The organism is Enterobacter asburiae, from assembly GCF_007035645.1.
Lineage (GTDB): Bacteria > Pseudomonadota > Gammaproteobacteria > Enterobacterales > Enterobacteriaceae > Enterobacter > Enterobacter asburiae_B.
Map to the genome: position 1 here is coordinate 3,321,014 of NZ_AP019632.1, position 25,846 is coordinate 3,346,859.

Genomic DNA, 25,846 nt, shown 5'->3' on the forward strand with positions numbered 1-25,846 from the left:
GATTCTTACCACTCTCGTAACGAGGTCATCATGCAGATCGATTTAACAGGTAAAAAGGCGCTGGTTACCGGCGCCAGCCGCGGATTGGGTCGTGCGATTGCCCTGTCGCTGGCGCGCGCCGGTGCGGATGTGATTATTACGTATGAAAAATCTGCCGATAAAGCCCAGGCGGTCGCCGATGAGATTAAGGCGCTGGGGCGACACAGCGAAGCCGTGCAGGCCGACAGCGCCAGCGCGCAGGCGATTCAGGATGCCGTCACCCATGCGGCGCGTTCCCTTGGCGGGCTGGACATTCTGGTCAACAACGCCGGGATCGCGCGCGGCGGCCCGCTGGAGTCCATGACGCTGGCGGACATTGACGCCCTAATCAACGTCAACATTCGCGGCGTGGTGATCGCCATTCAGGAAGCGCTGGTGCACATGTCCGACGGCGGGCGCATTATCAACATCGGCAGCTGTCTGGCAAACCGCGTGGCGCAGCCGGGCATTGCCGTTTACTCGATGACCAAATCGGCGCTGAATTCCCTCACCCGCGGGCTGGCTCGTGATTTAGGGCCGCGCGGCATTACCGTTAACCTGGTACATCCCGGGCCCACCAACAGCGATATGAACCCGGAAGACGGGGAACAGGCTGACTCTCAGCGTCAGCTTATTGCTTTGGGTCATTACGGTCAGCCGGAAGACGTCGCGGCGGCGGTCACGTTTCTTGCCAGTCCGGCGGCCGGGCAGATCTCCGGTACCGGCCTGGACGTGGACGGCGGTTTGAACGCCTGATCGCAATCTCACTGCAAGCCTCTGTCGTCCGACAGAGGCGTTTCCGAGCGCCCTCGACGGTTCGCGTTTTGCCGCTTTCTCCGGTTATTTCCCCGCTCTACAGTACCCCATTAGAAATTCGGAATTTATCTAATAGCCTTATTATTTCCTTATACTTTGTGTGGGCGTACAGTGGAGGTACGGATGAAGATTGTCTGGTCAAAGAATGCAAAGAAAGAGTTTTCCAAAATCGATGGCCGATATCAGCGAAGAATCAAAGCAAAACTTGCTGAGCTGGACGATCGCTCAGCTCCCCGGCCCGATATCAAAAAAATATCGGCAACAGAAAATCATTTCCGGCTACGCGTTGGCGATTACCGCATTCTGATTACACTTCGGAACGATCCCGATAACCATTGTTATGTTTTGGCCGTCAAGCGCAGAACATCAACGACCTACCTTCACGAGGAGAAAGCCCCCTATGGCTGTTCAGCTAATTAAGGACGATGACGGAAAAGCGCAGTACGTCGTTATTCCCTATGATGAATACTTTCGTATGTGCTTACAGATGGCAGAAATCGACGACGAAACCGATGATGATCTAGAGGATATTGAAGTCGAACACGATTGTTATGATGACGTAGGATTACCTGGTGAAGTGTGCGACGTCATGCATAACGAGAACGTCAGCCTGCAGGCCGCGTGGCGTATCCTGCGCGGCATGTCCCAGCAGGAGGTGGCGGAAAAACTCGGCATCGCCCAGTCCGCCGTGTCGCAGCTGGAAGCGCTCGACTCCCGTCCGCAAAAGCGCACCCGTGAAAAGCTGGCAGCGATCTACGGCTGCAGGCAGGAACAGATCAGCCTCTATTTACCGAAAGAGGGTTAACAGCACTTCGCCCCGCCCTTGCCGCCGTAGCGGGCGTCCTGGCGGTCGCGGAAAAATTCTTCGTAGGTCATGGGCGTCTGGTCCGGATGGTTGACGCGCATATGCTCGACGTAGTTGTCGTAGTCCGGCACGCCAATCATCATTTTGGCGGCCTGGCCCAGGTACTTACCTGCTTTGGAAAGGGTGTCGAACATAATCAGTTTCTCGTTTGTTTCCGGCCCTCTCCCGGGGGGAGAGGGCGGAGAAGAAATGTAGGCCGGGTAAGGCGAAGCCGCCACCCGGCACAAAGGTTAGTGCGCCCCTTTCGCCTGGGTCACAATCTCTTCCAGGTTTTCAGGCATCGGCTCGTACGGCGTCTCTTTCGCCGTTGGCTGATCGTTTTTCAACGCCGCCAGCGCGGTCTTGAGAGAATACAACGCCAGCACCACGACCACCACCATAAAGAAGATGGTCAGCCCGGCATCCAGACGGTTGTTAAACACCAGCTGGGACAGCTGCGACTCGGTGTACTGCGCCGGGATCTTGCCGCTGTCGATCATCGCCTGGAACTTGTTGGCGATCGCCAGGAAGCCCACCTTGTTGTCCGGGCTGAAGGCTTTCTGCCAGCCCGCCGTCAGAGTACAGATCAGCAGCCAGGCGGTTGGCACCAGTGCCACCCAGGCGTAACGCTGGCGCTTCATCTTGAACAGCACCACCGCGCAGAGCATCAGCGCCATGCCCGCCAGCATCTGGTTGGCGATACCAAACAGCGGCCACAGGGTGTTAATCCCGCCGAGCGGATCGACCACGCCCTGGTGCAGGAAGTAGCCCCACGCCAGCACGCACAGCGCCGTCGCCAGCAGGTTAGCCGGGAGCGAATCGGTACGCTTCAGGTTCGGGGAGATCACCCCCAGCAGGTCCTGCAGCATAAAGCGCGCCGCACGAGTTCCCGCATCCACCGCCGTCAGGATAAACAGCGCCTCGAACAGGATGGCGAAGTGATACCAGAACGACACGTCCATCAGCCCGCCCAGCGCGCCGTGAAGAATATACGCCATGCCGACCGCCAGCGTCGGCGCTCCGCCCGCACGGGAGATAATCGACTGCTCGCCCACTTCACTGGCGATGCTCGTCAACGTATCAGGGGTAATCGCAAAGCCCCAGCCGCTCACCACCTGCGCGGCGGACGCCACCACGTCAACGGTGCCAGCCGGTGCCAGTACCGCCATCGGGCTGTTCATCGCGAAGTACACGCCCGGGTCGATGATACAGGCCGAGACCAGCGCCATAATGGCGACAAAGGATTCCATCAGCATGCCGCCGTAGCCGATCAGGCAGGCCTGATTTTCATTCGCCAGCATCTTCGGCGTGGTTCCGGATGCGATCAGCGCGTGGAAGCCCGACACCGCGCCGCAGGCGATGGTGATAAACAGGAACGGGAACAGGTTACCGGTCCAGACCGGGCCGGTACCGTCGATGAATTTGGTTAACGCAGGCATGGTCAGGGTCGGACGCATAATCAGAATGCCGATGGCCAGCCCGACGATGGTGCCGATTTTCAGGAACGTAGAGAGATAGTCACGCGGAGCCAGCAGCAGCCATACCGGCAGCACCGCCGCCACAAAGCCGTAGCCCACCAGCATCCAGGTCAGCTGGACGCCGGTAAAGTCGAAGAACGGCGCCCAGGTCGGGCTTTCCGCCACCCAGCCGCCGGAGATAATGGCGAACACCAGGAACACCAGGCCAATTACCGACACCTCACCAATGCGGCCCGGGCGCAGGTAGCGAATATAAATCCCCATAAACAGCGCCAGCGGAATGGTGAAGGCAACGGTATAGGTTCCCCACGGGCTGTGGGTCAGCGCTTTCACCACGATCATCGCCAGCACCGCGAGGATGATCACCATGATCATAAAGGTCGCCACCAGCGCAATCACCCCGGCGGTTGCCCCCATCTCCTCTTTCACCAGCTCACCCAGCGAACGCCCGTCGCGGCGGGTCGAGACGAACAGCACCATAAAGTCCTGCACCGCGCCCGCCAGCACCACGCCCGCGAGGATCCAGATCATCCCCGGCAGGTAGCCCATCTGCGCCGCCAGCACCGGCCCCACCAGCGGACCCGCCCCGGCAATCGCCGCAAAATGGTGACCGAACAGCACTTTTTTGTCGGTCGGCACGTAGTCCAGCCCGTCGTTATGGCGGACGGCAGGCGTCATGCGCGTCGCATCAACGCCCAGAACGTTCTTCGCAATATAGCGGCCATAAAAACGGTACGCGATCAGATAAATGCAGACGGAGGCGACGACGATCCAGAGCGCATTGATCTGTTCCCCCCGGTTGAGGGCGATATAGCCCAGGGCAAAGGCTCCCACAACGGAGAGCCCTGCCCATATAAGGTATTTCCCTGAGTTGTTCATAGTTGTTGTCCGTTGTTGTGAAACAGTGAGATGTTACATTTTGTTTCTAGAACAACCGGAAAAATTTAACAACTTTGAAACGCAATAATGCGTGGTCAAACCAGAGATTTACACCACAGTGTTAAGCCGATCACTTTGATCTGCCTGGCTTAGCCCAACACCATCGTGCTCAACCGACAGGTACAGCACCGCCGCCCCTGCTCGTCGAATACCACAATCTCCCAGCTCTGGCTCGACCGCCCCAGATGCAGCGGCTGGCAAACGCCGCGCACTTTGCCGTGAGAGACCGCACGATGGTGCGTGGCGTTAAGCTCCGTCCCCACCACGCTCTGACCGTCGCGGGTCATCAGAAAGCCGGCCATCGACCCCAGGGTTTCCGCCAGCGCCGCCGACGCGCCGCCGTGCAGCAGGCCAAACGGCTGATGGGTACGCGCATCCACCGGCATCTCCGCTTCCAGCGTGTCGTCGCCGAGGCGGGTATAGACGATACCGAGATGCGCCACCAGCGTATTCAGGCTGGTCGCGTTCAGCTCCTCGAGCGGTAAATGACGTTTCCAGATCATCTTACGCCCCCAGCGTGGAGCCGCCGTCCACCACGATATCCTGCAGGGTGATATGGCTGGCGGCATCGGAAGCAAGGAACAGCACCGTGCTGGCAATCTCCTGCGGGCGAGCGATTTTGCCCAGCGGAATGCCGAGCTTGAACTGCTCGCCAAAACCGCGAATACGCTGCTGCTCCGCGTCGTCGCTTTTCCACAGGGTGCGCTGCATATCGGTATCCGTTGAGCCCGGCGACACCAGGTTACAGCGCACGCCGCTGCCCGCCAGCTCCAGCCCGACGGTCAGGGCCAGGCTTTTCAGCGCCGCCTTCGACGCGCCGTAGGCGCTCATGCCGATGCGCGGCGTGTGTGCCGCGTCGGACGCCACGGTGACTATCGCCCCGCCCTGCTGACGGCGGAACTGGCCCATCGTCTGCTGGAACAGGTTGAACGCGCCGCCGACGTTGACCGCAAAGGTCTGCTGCCAGTCCTCCTGCGAGAGCTGGTCCGTCGCCCCCATGCGCAGAATGCCCGCCGCGTTGACCAGCACGTCCAGCCGTTCAAGCGACGCCAGCGCGCGCCCGCACACTTCATGCACCTGCGCGGCATCCGCCACGTCCAGGGTTTCAGTGGCGAACGGATAATCCCCCAGCGGAAACGCCAGATCGAAGCCGGTCACCCGTGCGCCCGCCTCCACAAACGCCAGCGCCGTCGCGTAGCCAATCCCCTTACCCGCGCCCGTCACCCAGACGGTTTTACCGGTGAAATCCAGACCCATCACTTCACCTCGCGGGACAGCAGCGCCCACCATGCGTCGATGGTTGGATTTTTTGCCAGCATCACGAAGTCAATGTCGCCGTGCACTTTGCGCCAGCGGGCGGCCAGCGCCATCATGCGCACCGAGTCCAGACCGTAGTCGATCAGGTTTTCGTCATCCATCGGCTCGTCGGACTCGTCCAGCAGCGGCAGGATCAGCTCACGCAGCGCGGCTTTGGTCGCCGGAACGGACGGCAGCAGCTCGTCGGTCATCACCACGCGGCCCGAGCGTCCGGCCACATAGTTCAGCGACATCAGGTGCTCGTCACGGGTGAAATCCGCCAGCGCGTCGGCGATAAAGAACGGTTTGATGTCGCGCATAAAGGCATCGGTGGCGGTGGTCATACAGCCGATGTGGGCGTAAACGCCGGTAATCAGCAGCTGGTTGCGGCCGGTTTCTTTCAGCATCTGCTCCAGCGGCGAGCGGTGAAACGCGCTGTAGCGCCACTTCACCAGCACCGTGTCGGCTTCGTCCGGGGTCAGTTCGCGGACAATGCGCTGCTGCTCCGGCGAGCGGGTCAGGCCCGGCCCCCACATGTCGTTCAGCAGGGCGCGGTCTTCGTCGCTCTGCTCTTTCGGCTGAGCGGTGTAGTACACGGGAATATTGTGCGCTTTGCAGTAAGCGCGCAGTCGGGCGATATTCGCCACCACCTGCTGCATCATCGCGCTGTTTTCGCCCCAGAAGTTCAGGAAATACTCCTGCATATCGTGGATCAACAGCGCGGCACGTTCAGGCTCAAACGCCCAGTTCACTTTACTGGTCGGCAGCTCTGCGGCGGTCGGCAGCGCGTAAGCGGTTAATTTTGGAATGGCCATACTCTGTTCCTCAGCCCCGGGCGCGTTCAGCAAGCCACAGGCGCAACTGTTTCTTATCGACTTTGCCGACCGGCGTCAGCGGTAGCGCATCCACGCTCTCCACGCGGTCCGGCAGCTTGAATTCGGCAACGCCCTGCTCGCGCAGGAAGCGGCGCACCTCGACCGCGCGCAGGGGCTGTTTCACCACCAGATACGCGCAGCTTTTTTCGCCCAGCAGGCTGTCCTCCATGCTCACCAGCGCGGCGTGGATCACCGCCTCGTGGCGCAGCAGCAGGTTTTCAATCTCTTCGGCGGCGATCTTCTCGCCGCCGCGGTTGATCTGATCCTTCTCGCGCCCCTGCACGGTGATGTAGCCCTGCTCGTCGATGGCGATCAGATCGCCAGAGCAGTAAAAGCCGTTGGCGTCAAAGGCGCTGGCGTTGTGTTCCGGGCTGTTGAAATAGCCGCGGAAGGTATACGGCCCGCGCGTCATCAGACGCCCGACCTCACCGCGCGGCAGCGGGTTGCCGTGTTCGTCCGCCACCCACACTTCGTCGTCCGGGCACATCGGGCGACCCTGGGTGTTGATGATGCGCTCCGGCAAGTCGTCGAGCGCGGTGTAGTTCACCAGCCCTTCCGCCATGCCGAACACCTGCTGAAGCTGGCAGCCGATTTCCGCCGGAATGCGCGCCGCGAGCGTGGCGGAGAGGCGTGCGCCACCCACCTGCAGCAGCCTGAGGGATTTAAGCTGCGCGTTGCCCGCGCCGTCGGCAATCGCCTGCAGCCAGAGGCTCACCGCCGGAGGAACCAGCGAGGTGACGTTAATCTGATGCCGTTCAATCAGCGGGAAGCAGAGCGTGGCGCTCGGATCGTTCGCCAGCACCACGCAGCCGCCGGCGGTGAAGATGCCTAACGATCCCGGCGAGCTCATGGCGTAGTTATGCGCCGCGGGCAGCGCGTTCAGGTAACGGGTGTATGCATTGATTCCGCAGATCTCGTTGCTGCGGCGAATGCTGTAGTCGTAGTCGTTATGCGTGCGCGGGATCAGCTTCGGCGTGCCGGTGCTGCCGCCGGAAAGCTGGAAAAATGCCACTTCGTCAGCGGGCGTCGGGTTCGGAATGAAGTTATCCGCCGGACGCGCAATCGCCGCTTCCAGGGCGTGTTCGCCCTTATCGCCGCGCAGCAGTACAAGGCGTACCGAGCGATGCGCATCCACAAAGGCGTTGAGGAAATCATCGCCCGCAAACAGCGCGTGGTCGCGATCGCCAATCAGCACGGCGGGTTTGATCTGCTCTGCGTAGGCGTTCAGCTCGCTGCGCTGATGGCTAAAGAGCGCGTTAACCGGCGCGACGCCAATTTGCAGCAGCGCAAAGAAAGTGACGTAGAACTCGGCCACGTTGCCAAGCTGCACCAGCGCGGTCTCGCCGCGCTGCAGCCCGCGCGCCTGAAGAGCGGACGCCAGGTTGTTCACCGCCTGATTAAACGCGCGGTAGGTGATGTGCCGCTCGCCGTCGACAATCGCCACGGCATCGCTTTCAGCGCGATCCGTCAGGATGTGGGTCAGCGGCAGATCCTGCCAGTAGCCTTTTTCGCGGTAGCGGCGGGCGAATTCCTCAGGCCAGCGGGTAAAGGGAATGGTCATGAGCGATCCTTAGTGCAAGCCAAACACGTTGAGCATGGTGGAGAGCTTCACGCCCGTTTCGCGCCATTCGCCCACCGGCGAAGAGGCAGGCACAATGCCCGCGCCGGCAAACAGGCGAACGCTATTTTCGCGAAGACGCGCGCAGCGGATGGTCACCACCCACTCGCCGTTGCCTTCGCTGTCGCACCAGCCGACGATGCCGCCGAACAGCTCGCGGTCGAACGGCTCCAGCTCGGCGATCAGCTCTTTTGCCGCCTCATGCGGGAAGCCGCTCAGCGCCGGGGTCGGGTGCAGCAGGCAGGCCAGAGTCAGGGCGTTTTCGTTTTCACGCGCGTCACCTTCAACCGGCGTCGCCAGATGCCACAGCGTCGGCGTGGTGATGAGCTGCGGGGAAGACGGCATGCTCAGGTGGTGGCTGCGCGGTGCCAGAATGGCCTTCATCGCCTGAGTCACCAAGTCGTGCTCGTGGCGGTCTTTTTCGGAGGCCAGCAGCTTATTGCCCGCTTCGCGATCCAGCACATCGTCCGGCTGACGGCGCGCGGAGCCTGCCAGCGGCAGCGAGCTAAAGTGCGCGCCCTCTTTACGCAGCAGCAGTTCGGGGCTGGCGCCGAGCAGCACGCCGCCGTCTTCCAGCGGCACGTGGAAGTTAAAGCTCGCCGGGTTCTGGGCGATCAGCCGCTCCATCAGCGCACCGCTGTCCATGTGTTTGTCGGTCGCGATATCAATCAGACGCGACAGCACCACCTTGTTCACCTGCGGCGTGGCGGTAAGCGACGCGGCGCGAGCGACCATCTCTTCAAACACGGGCTGCGGCGGGATCTCGGTGCGTTGTTCCACCTTCAGCGCCTGCGAGCCGGAAAAATAGCGTGCGGACTGCTGACGTGCCGGACGGGAAAAGGTCTGCCAGCGCTGCGGAATAAACAGAGAAGATGGCTTGCGGGTATCGAACGGAATAGCCCCTACCATCACCGGATGAGCGATACCGTTAGCTTTCGCATTCCGGAAGGCCTGGGCTAATTTTTGCTGGAATTGCCCGGCCGGATCGTCACCGCCGACGGCGGGTTCACTGAAGCGGGTAAAACAGCCTGAGGTAGTAAAACTGCGGTAAGGCGACATAAAGAAAAAGCTGTCTGATTGCAGCGTGGTCGCGGTGTGCTGAACTTCCTCAGCCAGGGACGTGTCCATATCATCCTCCTCAAAATGATAAAAGAAGCAATAATGATTATCATTTATATTTTCGTCGGCTAACCTAATCCCACATCGCTTCGCTGTCAACCGTCGGACAAATAACTTATGCGACAAAAGCTTGCATCCCTTCGCATCAACCATGAAAATGAGAAGCATTATCTTCAACAAAAACAGGATGTCGCGCTGTGAAATTCCCTGCCCTATTCCGTAATACCCTGCTTTTATCTGGACTTTTTGTTTTAGGACTTGCCTCAGCCGTTGCCGCCGACTGGCCGCGTCAGGTGACCGACAGCCGTGGCGTTCACACGCTTGAGAGCAAACCGACGCGCATTGTCTCCACCAGCGTGACCTTAACCGGCTCCCTGCTGGCGATTGACGCGCCGGTCGTTGCCAGCGGCGCGACCACGCCGAACAACCGCGTGGCGGATGCACAGGGCTTTTTGCGTCAGTGGGGCGATATTGCGAAACAGCGCAAGGTTGCGCGACTGTACATTGGCGAGCCGAGCGCCGAAGCGGTCGCCGCGCAAATGCCGGATCTGATTTTGATCAGCGCCACCGGCGGGGATTCCGCGCTGGCGCTGTACGATCAGCTCTCCGCCATCGCCCCAACGCTTATCATCAACTACGACGACAAAAGCTGGCAGGAACTGCTGACGCAGCTGGGCAGCCTCACCGGGCAGGAAAAACAGGCCGCAGAGCGCATTGCCGCGTTTGATAAACAGCTCGCGCAGGTGAAACAGCAGATGAAATTGCCGCCGCAGCCGGTGAACGCCATCGTCTACACCGCCGCCGCGCACAGCGCCAACCTGTGGACTGCGGAATCGGCGCAAGGCAAGCTGCTGCACCAGCTGGGCTTTACGCTGGCGGATCTACCCGACGGGCTGCACACCTCAAAAAGCCAGGGCAAACGCCACGACATCATCCAGCTGGGTGGGGAAAACCTGGCGACGGGGCTGAACGGCGAAGGGCTGTTTGTGTTTGCCGGCGATCGGAAAGACGTGGATGCGATTTACGCCAACCCGCTGCTGGCGCATTTGCCGTCGGTGAAAAACAAACGGGTCTGGGCATTGGGAACGGAGACGTTCCGCCTGGATTACTACAGCGCGATGTTGGTGTTGCAGCGTTTAGAAGCAATCTTTGGGTAACAGCTGCGCCCGGTGGCGCTTCGCTTACCGGGCCTACGAGTGCAAAATGTAGGCCGGGTAAGGCGCAGCCGCCACCCGGCAAATCACACCGGAGCACTCTCCTGCCTGAACCGCCGCAATTCCACCAGCGCCACTAACAAAATCACGCCAATAATTGCCAGTACAAACCCGCCGCAGCTCGCCGAGGCCACCGGAGTCATCATCGCCCCCAGCCCGCCGAGGATCGCCGCACCAATCGCATCCCCCGTGACGTTCTGCGCCGTCCACAGACCGTTAATGCGCCCGAGCATCCCTTCCGGCGTCTGGGTCTGGATCAGGGTGTACTGCAAAAGCGAGCTGATGGCGCTCAGCCAGCCGAAAATCACCAGACACAGCACCCCGAGCGCCCACACCGGCATCAGGCTGAAGAAGCCGATGGCGATAAACGACGCCAGCGTGGCAAGCAGCATAATCAGCCCCGGACGCGCGCCCTGCGCCAGGTTGCCGCTGGTCAGCGCCCCGCACGCCGCGCCGAGCGGAATGGCGGCGTAGAGAATGCCAATCTCCGAGGCGCTCATCTGCCACTCTCCCGCCAGCGCCGGGTAGAGCACGCGCACGGCGCTCGCCATGGTCAGCAGGCCGCCGAGCAGCGCAATCCCGCCAATCAGCGGGTTGCTGAACAGGAAACGAATCGCGGCCATCAGCGATTTCAGCGGATGCTCGCGCGGCTGCGGCGGAGGCGGCAGCAGCGGCAGGCGCAGCAGCGTCAGCGTGGTGATAAAGGTTCCCGCCGCCGCAAGCCCGTAGTTCCAGGCCACGTTGCCGGTCGCCAGCAGCAGGCCGCCCACCATCGGCGAAATCACCGAGCCCAGACGCACGGTGAGCATGGTGATCGCCCCCGCCTGCATCAGGTTCTCGCGCCCGACCAGCGCGGGCGTCGCCGCCAGCAGCGCCGTCACGCCCAGCGAGGCGAAGAAACCGTCCCACAGCCCCAGGGCATACATCGCGAGCAGCGACGGCTCCGGCAGCATCGCGTTCAGACACAGCCCAATAAAGCCCACGCCGCAGGTGCCGCGCGCCAGCAGGATCAGCTTTTTACGCTCGTAGCGGTCCGCCAGCACGCCGCCGACCATCAGGCCGATGAACATCGCCCCGCCGGTTAAGGTGACGGATAACCCCACCAGCCAGCTGGAGTGCGTCATGGTCTGGATCTGGACCGGCACGGCCACGCCGAGCAGCCCGAGGGACAAAATGGAGATAAAGCGAGCGATAAAAACGGCGCGATACGCCGGGTGCGTTTTCAGCAGGCTGAGGTTGAGCAGCCAGGATTTTTGATTCATGACAAAGCCTTGAGTCTATTTCTACCCATTCCATGGGCGCACATGCTAACATAGCCAAATAAGATAGATAACGATAATCACTATCATTATCAAATCATGGATGTTGCTATGTCGTTTTCCTCTTCCGCGGTGCGCGCCGTTGCCGTGCCCGTTTTATTGCTGCTGTTGATCCTTGCGACTGCACTCAGCCTGCTGGTCGGCGCGAAGCCGCTGCCCGCGTCCGTTATCGTTGATGCGCTCTCCGGCACCTGCCAGAGCGCCGACTGCGTCATCGTGCTCGACGCCCGACTGCCCCGCACGCTTGCCGGACTGCTGGCCGGTGGCGCGCTCGGCCTTGCCGGTGCCCTGATGCAAACCCTTACCCGTAACCCGCTGGCAGATCCCGGTATTCTCGGCGTTAACTCCGGCGCCAGCTTTGCCATCGTGCTCGGCGCGGCGCTGTTCGGGTTGACATCTCCTTCCGAGCAGCTGGTGATGGCCTTCTGCGGCGCGCTGGCCGCCTCGCTGGTGGTCGCCTTTACCGGCAGCCAGGGCGGCGGGCAGCTGAGCCCGGTACGCCTGACGCTTGCGGGCGTAGCGCTCGCGGCGGTGCTGGAAGGTTTGTCCAACGGTATCGCCCTGCTCAACCCGGACGTCTACGACCAGCTGCGCTTCTGGCAGGCCGGCTCGCTGGATATCCGCACCCTCGAAACCTTAAAAGTTGTGGCGATCCCGGTCATTATCGCCGCCGCCATGGCGCTGTTTTTAAGCCGGTCGCTCAACAGCCTGAGCCTCGGCAGCGACACCGCGACCGCCCTCGGCAACCGGGTGGCGCGCACGCAGCTGATTGGTCTGTTCGCCATCACCGTGCTGTGCGGCAGCGCGACCGCCGTGGTCGGTCCGATCGCCTTTATCGGCCTGATGATGCCGCACATGGCGCGCTGGCTGGTGGGAGCGGATCACCGCTGGTCGCTGCCGGTCACGCTGCTGGCAACCCCTGCCCTGCTGCTGTTTGCCGACGTGCTGGGTCGCCTGCTGGTGCCCGGCGAGCTGCGCGTCTCGGTGGTCAGCGCCTTTATCGGCGCGCCGGTGCTGATCTTCCTGGTACGCCGTAAACGCGGAGGTGGCGCATGATGGCCCCGTCCCGTCGTTTACTCACCAGCGTATGCCTGCTTTGTATTGCCATTCTGCTGCTGGCGGTCTGGAGCCTGCGCAGCGGCGCGGTGACGCTCGATTTTGCGCAGGTGCTTAACGCCCTGCTCGGCAGCGCGCCGCGCAACATCACCATGGTGGTGACGGAGTGGCGACTGCCGCGCGTGGCGATGGCGATTCTGGTTGGCGCGGCGCTCGGCGTGAGCGGTGCGATATTCCAGTCGCTGATGCGCAACCCGCTCGGCAGCCCGGACGTGATGGGCCTCAACACCGGGGCCTGGAGCGGCGTGCTGGTGGCGATGGTGCTGTTTGGTCAGCACCTGACGGCCATTACCTTTACGGCGATGGCGGGCGGCATTCTGACGTCATTACTGATTTGGGCGCTGGCCTGGCGCAACGGTATCGACACCTTTCGCCTGATCATCATCGGGATCGGCATCCGCGCCATGCTGATGGCCTTTAACACCTGGCTTTTACTGCAGGCCTCGCTGGAAACCGCGCTCTCCGCCGGGCTGTGGTACGCCGGATCGCTCAACGGCCTGACATGGGGCAAAACCTGGCCCGCCGCGCCGCTGATTTTGCTGATGTTTATCGGCGCGCTGCTGCTGGTGCGGCGCATGCGTCTGCTGGAGATGGGCGACGACAGCGCCTGCGCGCTTGGCGTGGGCGTCGAGCGCTCGCGCCTGATGCTGATGCTGGTCGCCGTACTGCTGACCGCCGCCTCCACCGCGATTGCCGGGCCAATCTCGTTTATCGCCCTCGTGGCACCGCACATCGCCCGGCGACTTAGCGGCACGGCGCGCTGGGGATTAACCCAGGCGGCGCTGTGCGGCGCGCTGCTGCTATTGGCCGCCGATCTCTGCGCCCAGCGGCTGTTTATGCCTTATCAACTGCCGGTGGGCGTGGTGACCGTCAGCCTCGGCGGGATTTACCTCATCGTCTTGCTCGTTCAGGAGTCACGCAGGAAATGACTGATTCAACCACCCGCTTGCGCGGCGAAAACTTAACCCTCGGCTACGGCAAAAAAATCATTGCCCGTGACTTATCCGTCGCCATTCCGGACGGCCATTTCACCGCGATTATCGGCCCGAACGGCTGCGGCAAATCGACCCTGCTGCGCACCCTGAGCCGCCTGATGACGCCGGCTGAGGGCAGCGTGTTCCTCGACGGGGAGCAGATCCAGCGCTTCGTCAGCAAAGAGGTGGCACGGCGCATCGGGCTGCTGGCGCAAAACGCCACCACGCCGGGAGACATCACGGTGCAGGAGCTGGTCTCGCGCGGACGCTATCCGCATCAGCCGCTGTTTACCCGCTGGCGCAAAGAGGATGACGAGGCGGTGAACCGCGCGATGCAGGCGACGGGCATCACCGATCTTGCCCAGCAGAGCGTGGACACCCTCTCCGGCGGGCAGCGTCAGCGGGCGTGGATCGCGATGGTGCTGGCACAGGAAACGTCGATCATGCTGCTGGACGAGCCGACAACCTGGCTCGACATCAGCCATCAGATTGACCTGCTGGAGCTGCTGAGCGAGCTGAACCGCACGCAGGGGTATACCCTGGCGGCGGTGCTGCACGACTTAAACCAGGCGTGCCGCTACGCCACGCATCTGATTGCGCTTCGCGACGGTGAGATTGTGGCGCAGGGCGCGCCGAAAGAGATTGTGACGCCGGATCTGATCGAGCGGATCTACGGCATGCGCTGCATGATTATTGACGATCCGGTGGCGGGTACGCCGCTGGTGGTGCCGCTGGGCAAGCGTGCGGTCTGATGCCCTCACCCCGGCCCTCTCCCACAGGGAGAGGGAGCACCCCCTCCCCTCGCCCTGTGGGAGAGGCGCTTTTGACGTTACCCCAATATCTCCCTCAACACCGGCCCTATCTTCTCAAACGCCTGCGGTGAAATGATATCCACGTGGGCGCAGTCCTGGCTGTACACCTCAAGCTCCGCCACCCACGGCGCCCAGGCGACCTGCGGATCCATCGTTCGCGTGCGCTCGGCGACAAACAGCGTCGCTTTGCCGTCAAAGCGCGCGCTGCGCGCCGTGGTGAGCAGCCGCACCGCGTCGGCGTAGTTGCCCTCGATAGCGTTAAACAGCTCGCTGGAGCCCTGACCCTGCTGGGCGGCAATAAACGCCTGACGCTCGCGCTCGATTTCCGCCAGCACCTCGGGGTCGAGGCCGTTGGCCTCTTTCTCCGACCAGTTCTGGGTTTCCGGCGGCCAGGTGTCCAGCAGGCCGAGGAAGGCCACCGCTTCACCCTGCTCGCGCAGACGGGCGGCAATACCCTGCGCCAGCGTGCCGCCAAGGGAATAGCCGAACAGATAATACGGCCCCTGCGGCTGCTGTTTACGCAGCGTAGCCAGGTGATGCTCAATCACCCCATCCAGATCCGCACGCTGCTGCATTGGACCGTCCGGACGCGGCGACTGAATGCCGACGATGGACCAGCGCGGGCTGAGGTAGCGCGCCAGGACGCTAAACTGCCAGGCAAAGCCGGACGCCGGATGGAAACAGAACAGCGTCGGGCCGTCGCTTTCGCGCAGCGGAAGAAGGGTTTCATACCCCAGACGCTGCGCCTGCTCGTCGCTCATCTGCGAGTCCAGCAGCGCGCTGAGCTTGCTCACCGTCGAGGCGACCATTATCTGCCCCGGCGTGACCCTGCGGCCAAACGCGCGGCTGAGCTGTGCCGCCAGGCGCATCGCCAGCAGCGAGTGTCCGCCGAGGGCAAAGAAGTCGGCGTCGATGTCGTTGACCTCGCAGCCCAGCAGGGCGGAAAACGCCTGCGCGACGGCGATTTCGGATTCGCTTTCCGGCACGCGGCCGGAGGTTTTACTCGTCAGCTCCGGCAGCGGCAGCGCCTTGCGATCCAGCTTGCCGTTCGCGCTGAGCGGCAGCGCGCTGATTTGCAACAGCACCACGGGGACCATGTGCGGCGGCAGCTGTGCTTTTAGTGCTTCCATCAGCGCGTCGCGATCCAGCGGTAAGCCGGATTCGGAAACCACATACCCCACCAGCTGGCGGGCATCGCCGCCGGTGGCTGCCGCCTGGTTGAACACGCAGGCGTGCGCCACGGCCTGGGCCACGTCCGGCAGCGACAGCATCGCCCGGTCGATTTCGCCCAGCTCGATGCGCTGTCCGCGGATTTTTAACTGGTCATCGCTGCGGCCGAGATATTGCACCGCGCCGTTGTCCAGCCAGCGGGCAACGTCGCCGGTACGGTACATCCGCTCGCCCGGGGCGAACGGGTCGGCAATAAAGCGGCTGGCGGTGAGGTCCGGACGGCCCAGATACCCCTGCGCCAGCTGAATGCCGGTGAGATACAGATCGCCCGCCACGCCGAACGGCACCGGGCGCATCATCGCGTCAAGGATGCGCAGCCCCGTGTTCCACACCGGGAAGCCGATCGGCACGCTGTTGCCTTGCACCGCCGCCAGCTCGGGGCCAAACGCCGGATACCAGCTGACGTCCACCGCCGCTTCGGTTGGGCCATAGAGGTTGTGCAGCGGCGCACGGGTGAGCTGCTCCCACTCGCGGCACAGTTCGGTCGGCAGCGCTTCGCCGCTGCAGAACACCTGCTTAAGCGTTCTGCAGCAGTCGACGTTTTCCGGCGTCAGCGAGGCGACAAACGCCGCCAGCATCGACGGCACGAAGTGGGTAGTAGTCACGCCGTACTGCGCGAAGAAGCTCTGCATCGCCTGCGGGTCGCGGTGCGCGTCCGGCTCGGCCATCACCAGCTTCGCCCCGGCGATAAACGGCCACCAGAACTCCCACACCGACACGTCAAAGCTGCACGGCGTTTTCTGCGCCACCACGTCAGTCGCGTCCAGCGGGTAGTGGTCCTGCATCCACTTCAGGCGGTTAACGATGGCGGTATGGCCGACCATCACCCCTTTCGGACGCCCCGTCGAACCGGAAGTAAAGATGATGTACGCCGTCTGCTCCGGCTTCGCCAGGCGCAGCGGTTTTGCATCCACAGCCGGTAAAAGGGTGTTGTAACTAAAGGCAGTAATCGGCAGATCGCTAAAGCGCGGAAGCTGCTCGTCGGTGGTAATGAGCAGGGATGGCTTCGCGTCTTCCAGCATCATCCTCAGGCGGTCGTCCGGGTAGCCGGTGTCGAGCGGCAGCCACGCGGCGCCGGCCTCGACGATGCCGTGCAGCGCCAGCGTCAGGAACACCGAGCGCGGCAGGGCCACCGCCACGCTGTCGCCCGGCTTCACGCCGCGCGCGCGCAGCAGGTTTGCCAGCGCCACCACCTGCTCGCGCATCTGGCGATAGCTGAGCTCAATATGCGCGTCCGCCAGCGCGGGGGCGTCCGGCGTTTTGCTCGCCTGCTCCGCCACCAGATCCGCCAGCGTGGTGGCCGGCAGCGCCAGTCCGGTATCGTTGATCCGCGCCAGCTGCTGATATTCCTGCTCTGATACAGTTTCCACGTCGCCGCAGCGCAGGTCCGGGTTGGCCGCAAACTGCATCAGCATCGCGTTCAGGCGCGCGACGTGACGGGAAAGCGTCGCCTCATCGTAACGCTGCTTACTGGCGAGGATCTCAATGCTCAATCCGCCCTGCTCGTCCGGGAACAGCGCCAGCTCAAGGTCGTTCACCGGGCCGGTTGCGAGCGTGTGGGTGATGGCCTCCACGCCGTCGATATCCAGCTGATAATCAAACACCTTCACGTTCAGCACCGGGCCAAACAGGGCTTCTTCGCCTGCGGCACGCCCGCTGTCGCGCACGATCTGCTCGGCGTCGTAGCGCTGGTGGCGGCGCATTTTTTTCAGCTGGTTGGCCAGGCGCAGCGCCAGCTCCGGCAGGCTCTCCTGCGGGTTGATATTCACCGCCAGCGGCAAGACGTTGAGCACCGGCCCGGTCGCGGTCAGCGCGGCGGAGCCCATGCGTCGCATAAAGATAAACCCGGCGGCGTAGTCCAGCCTTCCGGTCAGGCGGCCCAGCCACAGCGCCACCAGCGCAAGGGCCAGATCGGTACGCTGCGCCTGCCCTGCCGCCTGTGCAAGCTGGCTAAAGGCGCGACCGTCGGCGGCGATTTTGAGGCGCAGAATATCGGTAGTAGCGGCGCGTCCCGGCAGCGGCGCGGAAGAGAGCGAGACCGGAGAAGGAAGCTGCCTGCGCTGCTCCGCCCAGAAGGCGCCGTCGCGCTGATACGCCTCGCTGTCGCGATAGCGCTGATTCTCCTCCACCACTTCGGCAAATGGCGTAAACGGGGAGCCAGGAGTCGGTTCATCCTTTTTCCACGCGGTGTAAATCGCGGCGATCTGGCGGGTAATGGCCGGGAAGCTGAAGCCATCCACCACCAGATGGTGATAGCGCTGATACCAGTACCAGTGGCTTTCACCCACCTGAATCAGCTGGTGAAACGCCAGCGGCTGACCGCTGTCGACGCGCAGGTTCTGGTGGAGATCGGCCTCCATCAGCGCCACGGCGGCCGCGTGGTCGTCAACGCGAACGATGGACGGCTCCGGCAGAACGTAGGTGTTATCCACCCACTGCCACACCTCGCCGTTCTCCTCGGCAAAACGCATCCGCAGGGTATCGGCCTGCATCATGCCTTCAGCGATGGCTTTTGCCAGCAGCGGCGCGTCGATATCGCCTTTCAGCTCGGTGTAGTGCGCCACGCTCCAGGCGTTTGGCAGGGAAGAAAGCTGTTCCGCCATCCAGATACCCGGCTGGGCGGCGACGAGAGGAAGACGGTTCATGCGCTCCCCTCCGCAAAATGGGACGGTTCAAGCGTGCGCCAGTGCCCGGCCAGCCACTGCTGGCACGCCTCCTGAGACTGCGCTTCGCACACCACGCGCCACCCCGCCGGCAGTTCGCACTGCTGCGGCCACAGGCTGTACTGCCCCTGGTCGTTTTGCAAAATGGCGAACTGTCCCTGCGGATTATCGAAAGGATTGCTGAATTCCATACAGACTCCGTTATTGAATGAGCGGCTGCCAGAGGGTCATCAGCCCCTGCGTCAGCCCACCGCGCCAGCAAAGCGCATCGTGTCCGCCGTCAACCTGACGCCAGGTAACCTGCTGCTGCGCGTGTAGTTCGGCGTAAATCGCCTGATTGGCATTGAAAATCAGCGGCTCGTTGCGCCCGGCTTCGAGGACGATACGCAGCCCGCTCGCGGTCAGCTCACCGGTTCTGAGCTGTTCGATGAGGCGCCCTTCCTGCTGCCCGCCGCGGTGCGGCCACCAGTACGAGCCGGATTGGCTCAGCACGCAGCCAAACCGCTGCGGCCAGCTGAGGCCAGCATAAAGCGAAGAGAGTCCGCCAAAGCTCTGGCCCGCCACCACGGTACGGTCGGCGCGGTCGCTGAAGGGGGCGAGATGTTTTACAAGAGGGAGAAGTTCTTCCTGTACCGCCAGCCAGAAATCGGGGTTACAGGGCAATTCGCGGTTGCGGTGTTCCATGTCGATCGCATCGATTAATACGTAGACCGCAGGGGGCAGTTGGCGCCCGGTGGTGAGCGACGTCAGCGCAGGCCAGACGGGCATGCTTTCGGCCCAGAACTGCCCGTCGAGCAGCACCGCCAGCGGGCGCTCGGGGCCGTCATCCCCGGTGGTAAAAATCCACACGCGGCGACGGTTGTTGAGACGCTCGCTGTTCCACTCGATGCAGACCGGCGGCTGATACGGCGTATCGGGACGGTCCCAGCCGGGCTGAACGGGCGCGTCCGGCATCTCCAGCGCCGAAACGGCATGACCGCGCCCGCCGCGCCAGCTCTGCCGATTCAGCGGGTCGGAAACCGCGTGCGGCAGCAGCCTGCGCCAGCCTTCGCGCAGCGCCATGCGGTCCGGCAGTTCGCCTTCAAACACGGTATCGGCAAAATCGTTTTCATTTACAGAAGGGATAAAACAGTAGCTCCCGCGCCACTCGGGGCTGAATTCGCCCTGCCACTGCCAAACGTCGGTATCAGGAATGCGCTCGAGGGACTGCGGGCGGGCATTTTGATGGTGATCGGTCACGCCGGTAACGTAGAGCCAGACGCGTTTGACCAATGAGGTTTTCTGCGTTCCTGCCGGATCCCGCCACCAGAAGGTGACGCGACACTTCTCCTTCTGACGTTCCCATTCAGGTCCGTTTTTCGACTGCCACCACGCTTCACTTCCGGTTGTTAACGTCGTCACCCTTATAACCCCATGTTTCACAGTCTTTTTTGTTTCAGAGCAAATTTTATTGATAATATTATTGATAACTATTTGCATTTGCAATAGCGTAATGCCCGCGCTGTGGGAAGCGCGCTCATTAAATAACCATAAAAGCGGGACGTACAATGAATAAGAAGATTCACTCTCTGGCCTTGCTGGTCAATTTAGGGATTTATGGTGTCGCGCTGCCCGCCATGGCAGACGACAACACCGCCTCTGCGCAGCACGAAGATACGATGGTGATCACCGCCGCCGAGCAGAATTTACAGGCGCCGGGCGTGTCGACCATCACCGCCGACGAGATCCGCAAAAACCCGCCCGCGCGCGACGTGGCGGAAATCATCCGCACCATGCCGGGCGTTAACCTCACCGGGAACTCCACCAGCGGCCAGCGCGGAAACAACCGTCAGATTGACATTCGCGGCATGGGCCCGGAAAACACCCTGATCCTGATCGACGGCAAGCCGGTCACCAGCCGCAACTCTATTCGTCTGGGCTGGCGCGGCGAGCGTGACACCCGCGGCGATACTGGCTGGGTGCCGCCGGAGATGATCGAGCGTATCGAAGTGATCCGCGGTCCGGCAGCCGCGCGCTACGGCAACGGTGCGGCAGGCGGCGTGGTGAACATCATCACCAAAAAATTCGACGACCAGTGGCACGGCTCCTGGAACACCTACCTGAACGCGCCAGAACATAAGGACGAAGGTTCCACCAGGCGCACCAACTTCAGCCTGAGCGGCCCGCTGGGCGGCGACTTCAGCTTCCGCATGTTCGGTAACCTCGATAAAACCCAGGCCGACGCGTGGGACATCAACCAGGGCCACCAGTCCGATCGTACCGGTGCCTACGCCAACACCCTGCCGGCTGGCCGTGAGGGCGTGGAGAACAAGGACATCAACGGCGTGGTGCGGTGGGACTTCGCGCCTATGCAGTCCCTGGAGTTCGAAGCGGGCTACAGCCGCCAGAACAACCTCTACGCGGGCGACACGCAGAACACCAACAACGACAGCGCGCTGGTGAAGAAGAACTACGGCAAAGAGACTAACCGTATCTACCGCCAGAACTTCGCGGTGACCTGGAACGGCGGCTGGGATAACGGCATCACCACCAGCAGCTGGGCACAGTACGAACACACCCGCAACTCCCGCCTGGGCGAAGGTCTGGCGGGCGGTACGGAAGGCTTGTTCAACAGCAATAAATTCACCGACACCGACCTGGCCGACGTGATGCTGCACAGCGAGATCAACCTGCCGATTGATTTCCTCGTCAACCAGAACCTGACCCTGGGCACCGAGTGGAACCAGCAGCGCATGAAGGACTCCACCTCCTTCACGCAAACCCTGCAGGGCGGCACCATTCCGGGCATGACAAACGACCGCAGCCCGTACACCTCGGCGGAGATTTTCTCCCTGTTCGCCGAAAACAACATGGAGCTGACCGACAGCACTATGCTGACCCCTGCCCTGCGCTTCGATCACCACACTATCGTCGGCAACAACTGGAGCCCGTCCCTGAACCTGTCGCAAGGTCTGGGCGATGACTTCACGCTGAAGATGGGGATCGCGCGCGCCTATAAAGCGCCGAGCCTGTACCAGACCAACCCGAACTACCTGCTCTACAGCAAAGGCCAGGGCTGCTACGCCAGCTCCGACGGCGTGGGCTGCTACATGATGGGCAACGACGACCTGAAAGCGGAAACCAGCATCAATAAAGAGATTGGTCTGGAGTGGAAACGCGACGGCTGGCTGGCGGGCGTGACCTGGTTCCGCAACGACTATCGCGACAAGATTGAAGCGGGCTATGCGCCGATCGGTCACACCTCTTCCGGCAAAGTGCAGACGGATATCTACCAGTGGGAAAACGTTCCGAAAGCGGTCGTCGAAGGGCTGGAAGGCTCCCTGAACGTGCCGGTCAGCGACACAATCAACTGGACCAACAACATCACCTGGATGCTGCAGAGCAAGAACAAGGAGACCGGTGACCGTCTGTCGATCATTCCGGAGTATACGCTGAACTCGACCCTGAGCTGGCAGGTCCATCAGGACGTGTCGCTCCAGTCGACCTTTACCTGGTACGGCAAGCAGCAGCCGAAGAAGTACAACTACAAAGGTCAGCCGGTGACCGGGTCTGAGAAAGACGAAGTCAGCCCGTACAGCATCGTTGGCCTGAGCGCGACCTGGGACATGACCAAAAACGTCAGCCTGACCGGCGGCGTGGATAACGTCTTCGACAAACGCCAGTGGCGCGCGGGTAATGCCCAGACCACGGGCAACGCCACCACCGGTGCGTATATGTACGGTGCGGGAGCGTATACGTATAATGAGCCGGGTCGTACCTGGTACATGAGCGTGAATACGCGATTCTGATACAGGCAGTAACTCCCCCCTCTCCCCGTGGGAGAGGGCCGGGGTGAGGGCATCAGGCCGCACAATTCTGAAGGGAAAAACATGCACACAACCCACACCACGTTCATTCTTGCCGGCCACCCCGTCCACCACGTCACCTTCGACCCCACCACCTTCACCGACGCCGACCTTCTCTGGATCCCCCACTACGCTGAGCTTTTAAACGCCGGACGCAAACGCAAAGCCGAGCATCTTGCAGGCCGCATCGCCGCCGCGCATGCGCTCGGCGCGATAAATGAACGCGCGATCCCCGGCATCGGCCCCAGCGGCGAACCGCTCTGGCCGGAAGGGGTTTCGGGAAGCATTACTCATAGCGGCACGCAGGCGATGGCGGTTGTCGTCCGTCATCAAGATGCGCTCGTAGGTATTGATTGCGAAGCCATTCTTCCAGACCGGGAAGCCCGCGAAATCCAGAACGGCATCGTTGATGCGCAGGAAGCGATATGCCTGACGCACTCGGGCTACCCTTTTGCGCTGGCGCTGACGCTGGCTTTTAGCGCCAAGGAGAGTCTGTTTAAGGCGCTCTTTCCGCAGGTGAAGACTTACATGGGTTTTGACTGCGCTCGTATTATGACGCTCGATGAAAGAACACTTACGCTGGCCCTGACCCGCCCACACGCTGAGTTTAAAGAAAATACGCTATTTACAGTTCACTGGTTACCTGATGGTAATCAAGTCATCACTTTGCTGTAACGCGCGTCAGGCATCGAAAATCTTTATTCAGCCACTCTTTCACTTCTTTTATTTCTCGCAATGCAAAAAACACTTTTTAGGAATATATCAATCTTCTTTTCCATATCTGCAGGAGTAAGATAAAAATCCAATAACCACAAGATTTAAATGGATTTATGATGCCGGTAAATGAACGCATTATTCCCACCTCAGGAACCCCGATTAACCCAGGCGGTATCCGACAACTCACCATCGGTGAGATAGCCCTCGCGAAGACGCTTTATGGTTACAGTATCCATTATCATCTGGTGTGGGTGCACAGGGAAAGTTATCTTCCTTTTAATCTCCAGCCTGTCGATATAGCGATGAGTCCCAATGGTGAAATGTGGTTTAGAGAAGAAACTTATTCACCTGATTTCTCTTTAGAGGACGACTTAGTTAAGAAGCATAGATTTATGCATGAGATGATGCACGTCTGGCAAACACAAAAGGGGATGTTTGTCAGGACCAGAGGATTATTTTCCGGTATTGCTGACTATACTTATAGCTTAGATAAAGTAGATTTATTGCATTATGGGTTAGAGCAGCAAGCATCGATTGTAAGCGATTACTGGTTATTGAAATATTTTGGTCTGGAGAAAAATCAGAGCTTATTACAATACCGGGATCTGCATCTTAAAGAAACGCTCTATTACCTCCTGAATAAATATAAAACAGTTTTAAAAGGATTTCCCGGATGAAAAAACTGCTGGTTATTATTGCTATATGTATTTCAATTACCGGCTGTCCCGGTGGTAAACGAGCCCCCAAAACACGACTAACTTTTATTAACGGCAATCATATTTGTTTCAGCATAAATAAAAATGACATTTTGAAATATTATACAATTTATTCAAGCAAAGCCCATCAGATAAGCATAGTGACGGGATCCGGATACGGTGATTTAAACGCTTCCTATCCTGATACTTGTATGAATATTAAATGGGAGTATGAACATACTTACGTAATTCACTACGGCTTAAATGGCAAAGAATATGTACATCAGTTCGATATCGATAAAAATGGCAAGCTAATAAATTTAGGAGAATGATAATGTCACTACCCGCTTACCTATTTCTCTACGATGAGCACGGAATGCTCATACAGGGCGACTGTATGATGCCAGGTCGAGAAGGTGCTATAGAAATCATGAACAGCAGTTACGGCATAAAACAAGCCGTCGATAGCCATACCGGAAATATGACCGGAACAAGACAGCATGGTCCGGTTACTCTGCATAAGCAATTAGATAAAGTGAGTCCTTATCTTGCTGTTGTCGCTTGCGAAGGAAGACGCCTGCAAAAAGCAATTATTAAATATTATGAAATTGTTGAAGCGGGAGCGGAAACAGAGATCTACACCATCACACTTGATAGCGTGGTAATCTCATCTCTGGATTTCACGCATGTATACTATCCGGGCAGCTCTGCGCCTAACATGCATGAAGTGGTAGGCTTACGATTCCGTGGTATTCAATGGAATTATCTCAAGGGCAATATTATTTATGATGATTTATGGATGAAACCTGCGCAGAAAGAAAAAACTAGAGCATAACTATCCTGATTGATCTAATAAAATATTAATATATGTGGTTGCTCAAAGCGCGATCCTGGCATTCCCAGGATCGCCTCGTGATGTTTACCGCTCCCCTTTTCCACTTTCGTTCACTGGCAAATCCCCCGTATCAATTAACGCTCCCGGAAACGTCTCCAGCCACTTCATCATTTTCAGCTTATTTGTATACGTTGCGCTGACGCCTTCCAGACAGCCCCACAGCTCACGGGAATTTTGCGGCGTAATCACAATACAATCCGGCATCACGCGGATCTTCACGGCTATTCCTGCTTTAAACCCTGCGCGGGTTAACCACGCGCCGGTTAACGGCAGATAGTTTCGCTCCATTCGGGTATAAAGTTCAACACAGGCGGAACCCGCCTCTCCTCTTTCATGAAGATACGCAGAGTGAACCGGCTCGTCATGCAACGCCCGGATGCGTTTTTTGCGTAGCTTCTCGCGATTTTCTTGCTGAATCTCTAGATCTGCATTTTCTGTTTGGGCAATAGCCCGCTCTGGCATAGAATTCTTCGCAGCCATAATCAACTCCTGTTTAGTTGTTTGTGGTTAGCGGTATGGAGGTGGTCGCACACCTTTGTACCGCGATTCCTTTTTGTTGCCTTTTTACATATCTTTCCAGATCTCAGTGCTGGGTTAATTTCGGCCATTATACTTCCATGTATAAATACACAGGGAATTAAAATAAGGGGAATTTGATAAATGCGAGGTAACTCGAGGAATAATAATCTTGAGGTGAAAATCTTTTTAAATATTATGTGAATAAATTAGTCAATACAACACCATTCATGAATGATATAGTTAGATGCGTTAAGAGGGCAAAAATCGCCGTCTTGCGTTAGACTAACGATACTTTTGAGAGAAATTAGACTTAACAACACGACTTATGTAGCTATTAAGTCCATGACCAGCATGAGCTAATTGCTGCATCTTTGCCACTACAGCGAGCCCGGGCTTACTGGTATCGTAAACATATTTCCATCCATCTCTGAAGTGAACAGTGATTGAATCGTTAGTTGTTTCATAAAAAACGACTCCAGAATCGCCACCCTTGTTTGCATAAACTGGCAATTTGTTATCCTCATTTAATTGCAGTGAAATTTACTGCCAGTCAGTTATATGCTTTATGCTAATGATATTTATTGTAGTTGATCGCACTTTCTGTTTTTTAATGCTATAAGCAATAAGCGTTCATTAATTATTCAAAAAGCCCCTTCCGGATAACTATTTAAAAACTCCAATTAATTGTGAGATCCCCCCCAAAAAAACAAATTCATTCCCATAAAAAATGAGTTATGCCATCAATATAAATTATTGATATAAATACACCAATACAAACTTTTCACACATTTTCAAAAATAACGGGGCCAAAGTTTAAACACTCAGCCCCCGCTACCTAACCTTT

General features: G+C 59.5%; 24 protein-coding genes. 12 read left to right on the forward strand and 12 right to left on the reverse strand.

Annotated elements, in window-relative coordinates; translation table 11 throughout:
* The first annotated feature begins 30 nt into the window (after positions 1-30).
* The 3 genes from FOY96_RS15910 (at position 31) to FOY96_RS15920 (ending at position 1,639) form a co-directional block, all read left to right on the forward strand.
* Entirely contained in the window at positions 31-774 is a 744-nt protein-coding gene (locus FOY96_RS15910; RefSeq protein ID WP_032661029.1) for an SDR family NAD(P)-dependent oxidoreductase, read from the forward strand.
* A gap of 183 nt (positions 775-957) precedes the next feature.
* A complete protein-coding gene (locus tag FOY96_RS15915; RefSeq protein ID WP_143347399.1) occupies positions 958-1,254 on the forward strand; it encodes a type II toxin-antitoxin system RelE family toxin in 297 nt (98 codons plus the stop codon).
* The gene (locus FOY96_RS15920) at positions 1,235-1,639 is read left to right on the forward strand and encodes a helix-turn-helix domain-containing protein (RefSeq protein ID WP_143347400.1); all 405 of its coding nucleotides are present in this window, start codon (positions 1,235-1,237) and stop codon (positions 1,637-1,639) included. The genes FOY96_RS15915 and FOY96_RS15920 overlap by 20 nt, the downstream gene beginning before the upstream one ends.
* On the opposite strand, the gene FOY96_RS15925 is transcribed toward FOY96_RS15920, so the two are convergent.
* The 7 genes from FOY96_RS15925 to entC form a co-directional block, all read right to left on the reverse strand.
* Positions 1,636-1,833 (reverse strand): YbdD/YjiX family protein, encoded by a 198-nt coding sequence (locus tag FOY96_RS15925; RefSeq protein WP_006809671.1) that lies wholly within the window; start codon positions 1,831-1,833, stop codon positions 1,636-1,638. The two genes, FOY96_RS15920 and FOY96_RS15925, sit on opposite strands and share 4 nt — an antisense overlap.
* A 96-nt stretch (positions 1,834-1,929) precedes the next feature.
* Positions 1,930-4,035 (reverse strand): pyruvate/proton symporter CstA, encoded by a 2,106-nt coding sequence (gene cstA, locus FOY96_RS15930; RefSeq protein WP_033144900.1) that lies wholly within the window; start codon positions 4,033-4,035, stop codon positions 1,930-1,932.
* Positions 4,036-4,184: 149 nt separating this feature from the next.
* The gene (entH, locus tag FOY96_RS15935) at positions 4,185-4,598 is read right to left on the reverse strand and encodes a proofreading thioesterase EntH (protein ID WP_023310710.1); all 414 of its coding nucleotides are present in this window, start codon (positions 4,596-4,598) and stop codon (positions 4,185-4,187) included.
* 1 nt (position 4,599) lies between these two features.
* Entirely contained in the window at positions 4,600-5,355 is a 756-nt protein-coding gene (gene entA / locus FOY96_RS15940; RefSeq protein WP_039264077.1) for a 2,3-dihydro-2,3-dihydroxybenzoate dehydrogenase EntA, read from the reverse strand.
* On the reverse strand, positions 5,352-6,206 hold the full coding sequence (locus FOY96_RS15945; RefSeq protein ID WP_033144898.1) for an isochorismatase: 855 nt from the start codon (positions 6,204-6,206) through the stop codon (positions 5,352-5,354). Before FOY96_RS15945 ends, entA begins: the two co-directional genes overlap by 4 nt.
* Positions 6,207-6,216: 10 nt before the next feature.
* Positions 6,217-7,827 (reverse strand): (2,3-dihydroxybenzoyl)adenylate synthase EntE, encoded by a 1,611-nt coding sequence (gene entE, locus FOY96_RS15950; protein ID WP_143347401.1) that lies wholly within the window; start codon positions 7,825-7,827, stop codon positions 6,217-6,219.
* A 9-nt stretch (positions 7,828-7,836) separates the two neighbouring features.
* On the reverse strand, positions 7,837-9,012 hold the full coding sequence (entC, locus tag FOY96_RS15955; RefSeq protein ID WP_047061320.1) for an isochorismate synthase EntC: 1,176 nt from the start codon (positions 9,010-9,012) through the stop codon (positions 7,837-7,839).
* Positions 9,013-9,200: 188 nt separating this feature from the next.
* On the opposite strand from entC, the gene fepB reads away from it, so the two are divergent.
* Entirely contained in the window at positions 9,201-10,160 is a 960-nt protein-coding gene (fepB, locus tag FOY96_RS15960) for a Fe2+-enterobactin ABC transporter substrate-binding protein (RefSeq protein ID WP_143347402.1), read from the forward strand.
* 83 nt (positions 10,161-10,243) lie between these two features.
* Here the strand turns inward: fepB and entS are convergent, their stop codons facing one another.
* Positions 10,244-11,479 (reverse strand): enterobactin transporter EntS, encoded by a 1,236-nt coding sequence (entS, locus tag FOY96_RS15965; protein ID WP_143347403.1) that lies wholly within the window; start codon positions 11,477-11,479, stop codon positions 10,244-10,246.
* Between the two features lie 108 nt (positions 11,480-11,587).
* Between entS and fepD the strand changes: the two genes are divergently transcribed.
* The 3 genes from fepD to fepC are packed head-to-tail and all read left to right on the forward strand — an operon-like array spanning position 11,588 to position 14,378.
* The gene (fepD, locus tag FOY96_RS15970) at positions 11,588-12,592 is read left to right on the forward strand and encodes a Fe(3+)-siderophore ABC transporter permease (RefSeq protein ID WP_143347404.1); all 1,005 of its coding nucleotides are present in this window, start codon (positions 11,588-11,590) and stop codon (positions 12,590-12,592) included.
* Positions 12,592-13,581 (forward strand): iron-enterobactin ABC transporter permease, encoded by a 990-nt coding sequence (gene fepG, locus FOY96_RS15975; protein WP_127353338.1) that lies wholly within the window; start codon positions 12,592-12,594, stop codon positions 13,579-13,581. Before fepD ends, fepG begins: the two co-directional genes overlap by 1 nt.
* On the forward strand, positions 13,578-14,378 hold the full coding sequence (fepC, locus tag FOY96_RS15980) for an iron-enterobactin ABC transporter ATP-binding protein (RefSeq protein ID WP_039264066.1): 801 nt from the start codon (positions 13,578-13,580) through the stop codon (positions 14,376-14,378). The genes fepG and fepC overlap by 4 nt, the downstream gene beginning before the upstream one ends.
* Positions 14,379-14,455: 77 nt before the next feature.
* Here fepC and entF read toward each other — a convergent pair whose 3' ends face one another.
* From entF to fes, 3 genes are read right to left on the reverse strand one after another with little or no spacing between them, the layout of a single operon-like run.
* The gene (entF, locus tag FOY96_RS15985; RefSeq protein WP_143347405.1) at positions 14,456-18,313 is read right to left on the reverse strand and encodes an enterobactin non-ribosomal peptide synthetase EntF; all 3,858 of its coding nucleotides are present in this window, start codon (positions 18,311-18,313) and stop codon (positions 14,456-14,458) included.
* Positions 18,310-18,522, reverse strand: coding sequence for an MbtH family protein (locus tag FOY96_RS15990; protein ID WP_032662857.1), 213 nt, complete (start codon positions 18,520-18,522; stop codon positions 18,310-18,312). The genes entF and FOY96_RS15990 overlap by 4 nt, the downstream gene beginning before the upstream one ends.
* Positions 18,523-18,532: 10 nt before the next feature.
* Positions 18,533-19,732 carry an enterochelin esterase gene (gene fes / locus FOY96_RS15995; RefSeq protein ID WP_143347406.1) on the reverse strand — a complete coding sequence of 400 codons (1,200 nt, stop codon included), beginning with the start codon at positions 19,730-19,732 and terminating at the stop codon, positions 18,533-18,535.
* A gap of 146 nt (positions 19,733-19,878) precedes the next feature.
* Here fes and FOY96_RS16000 point away from each other — a divergent pair, with 146 nt between their 5' ends.
* The 5 genes from FOY96_RS16000 to FOY96_RS16020 all read left to right on the forward strand — a co-directional run bounded on the left by FOY96_RS16000 (position 19,879) and on the right by FOY96_RS16020 (position 24,423).
* Complete coding sequence (locus tag FOY96_RS16000) at positions 19,879-22,119, forward strand: TonB-dependent siderophore receptor (RefSeq protein WP_143347407.1); 2,241 nt, start codon at positions 19,879-19,881, stop codon at positions 22,117-22,119.
* Positions 22,120-22,200: 81 nt separating this feature from the next.
* Positions 22,201-22,851: an enterobactin synthase subunit EntD gene (entD, locus tag FOY96_RS16005; RefSeq protein ID WP_143347408.1), complete on the forward strand. Its 651-nt coding sequence runs from the start codon at positions 22,201-22,203 to the stop codon at positions 22,849-22,851.
* Between the two features lie 158 nt (positions 22,852-23,009).
* A complete protein-coding gene (locus FOY96_RS16010) occupies positions 23,010-23,570 on the forward strand; it encodes a hypothetical protein (protein ID WP_023334841.1) in 561 nt (186 codons plus the stop codon).
* Positions 23,567-23,920: a putative T6SS immunity periplasmic lipoprotein gene (locus FOY96_RS16015; RefSeq protein ID WP_143347409.1), complete on the forward strand. Its 354-nt coding sequence runs from the start codon at positions 23,567-23,569 to the stop codon at positions 23,918-23,920. Before FOY96_RS16010 ends, FOY96_RS16015 begins: the two co-directional genes overlap by 4 nt.
* 2 nt (positions 23,921-23,922) lie before the next feature.
* Positions 23,923-24,423 carry an Hcp family type VI secretion system effector gene (locus FOY96_RS16020; RefSeq protein ID WP_094934417.1) on the forward strand — a complete coding sequence of 167 codons (501 nt, stop codon included), beginning with the start codon at positions 23,923-23,925 and terminating at the stop codon, positions 24,421-24,423.
* 84 nt (positions 24,424-24,507) lie between these two features.
* On the opposite strand, the gene FOY96_RS16025 is transcribed toward FOY96_RS16020, so the two are convergent.
* A complete protein-coding gene (locus FOY96_RS16025; RefSeq protein ID WP_075203913.1) occupies positions 24,508-24,963 on the reverse strand; it encodes a SymE family type I addiction module toxin in 456 nt (151 codons plus the stop codon).
* Positions 24,964-25,846 lie beyond the last annotated feature (883 nt).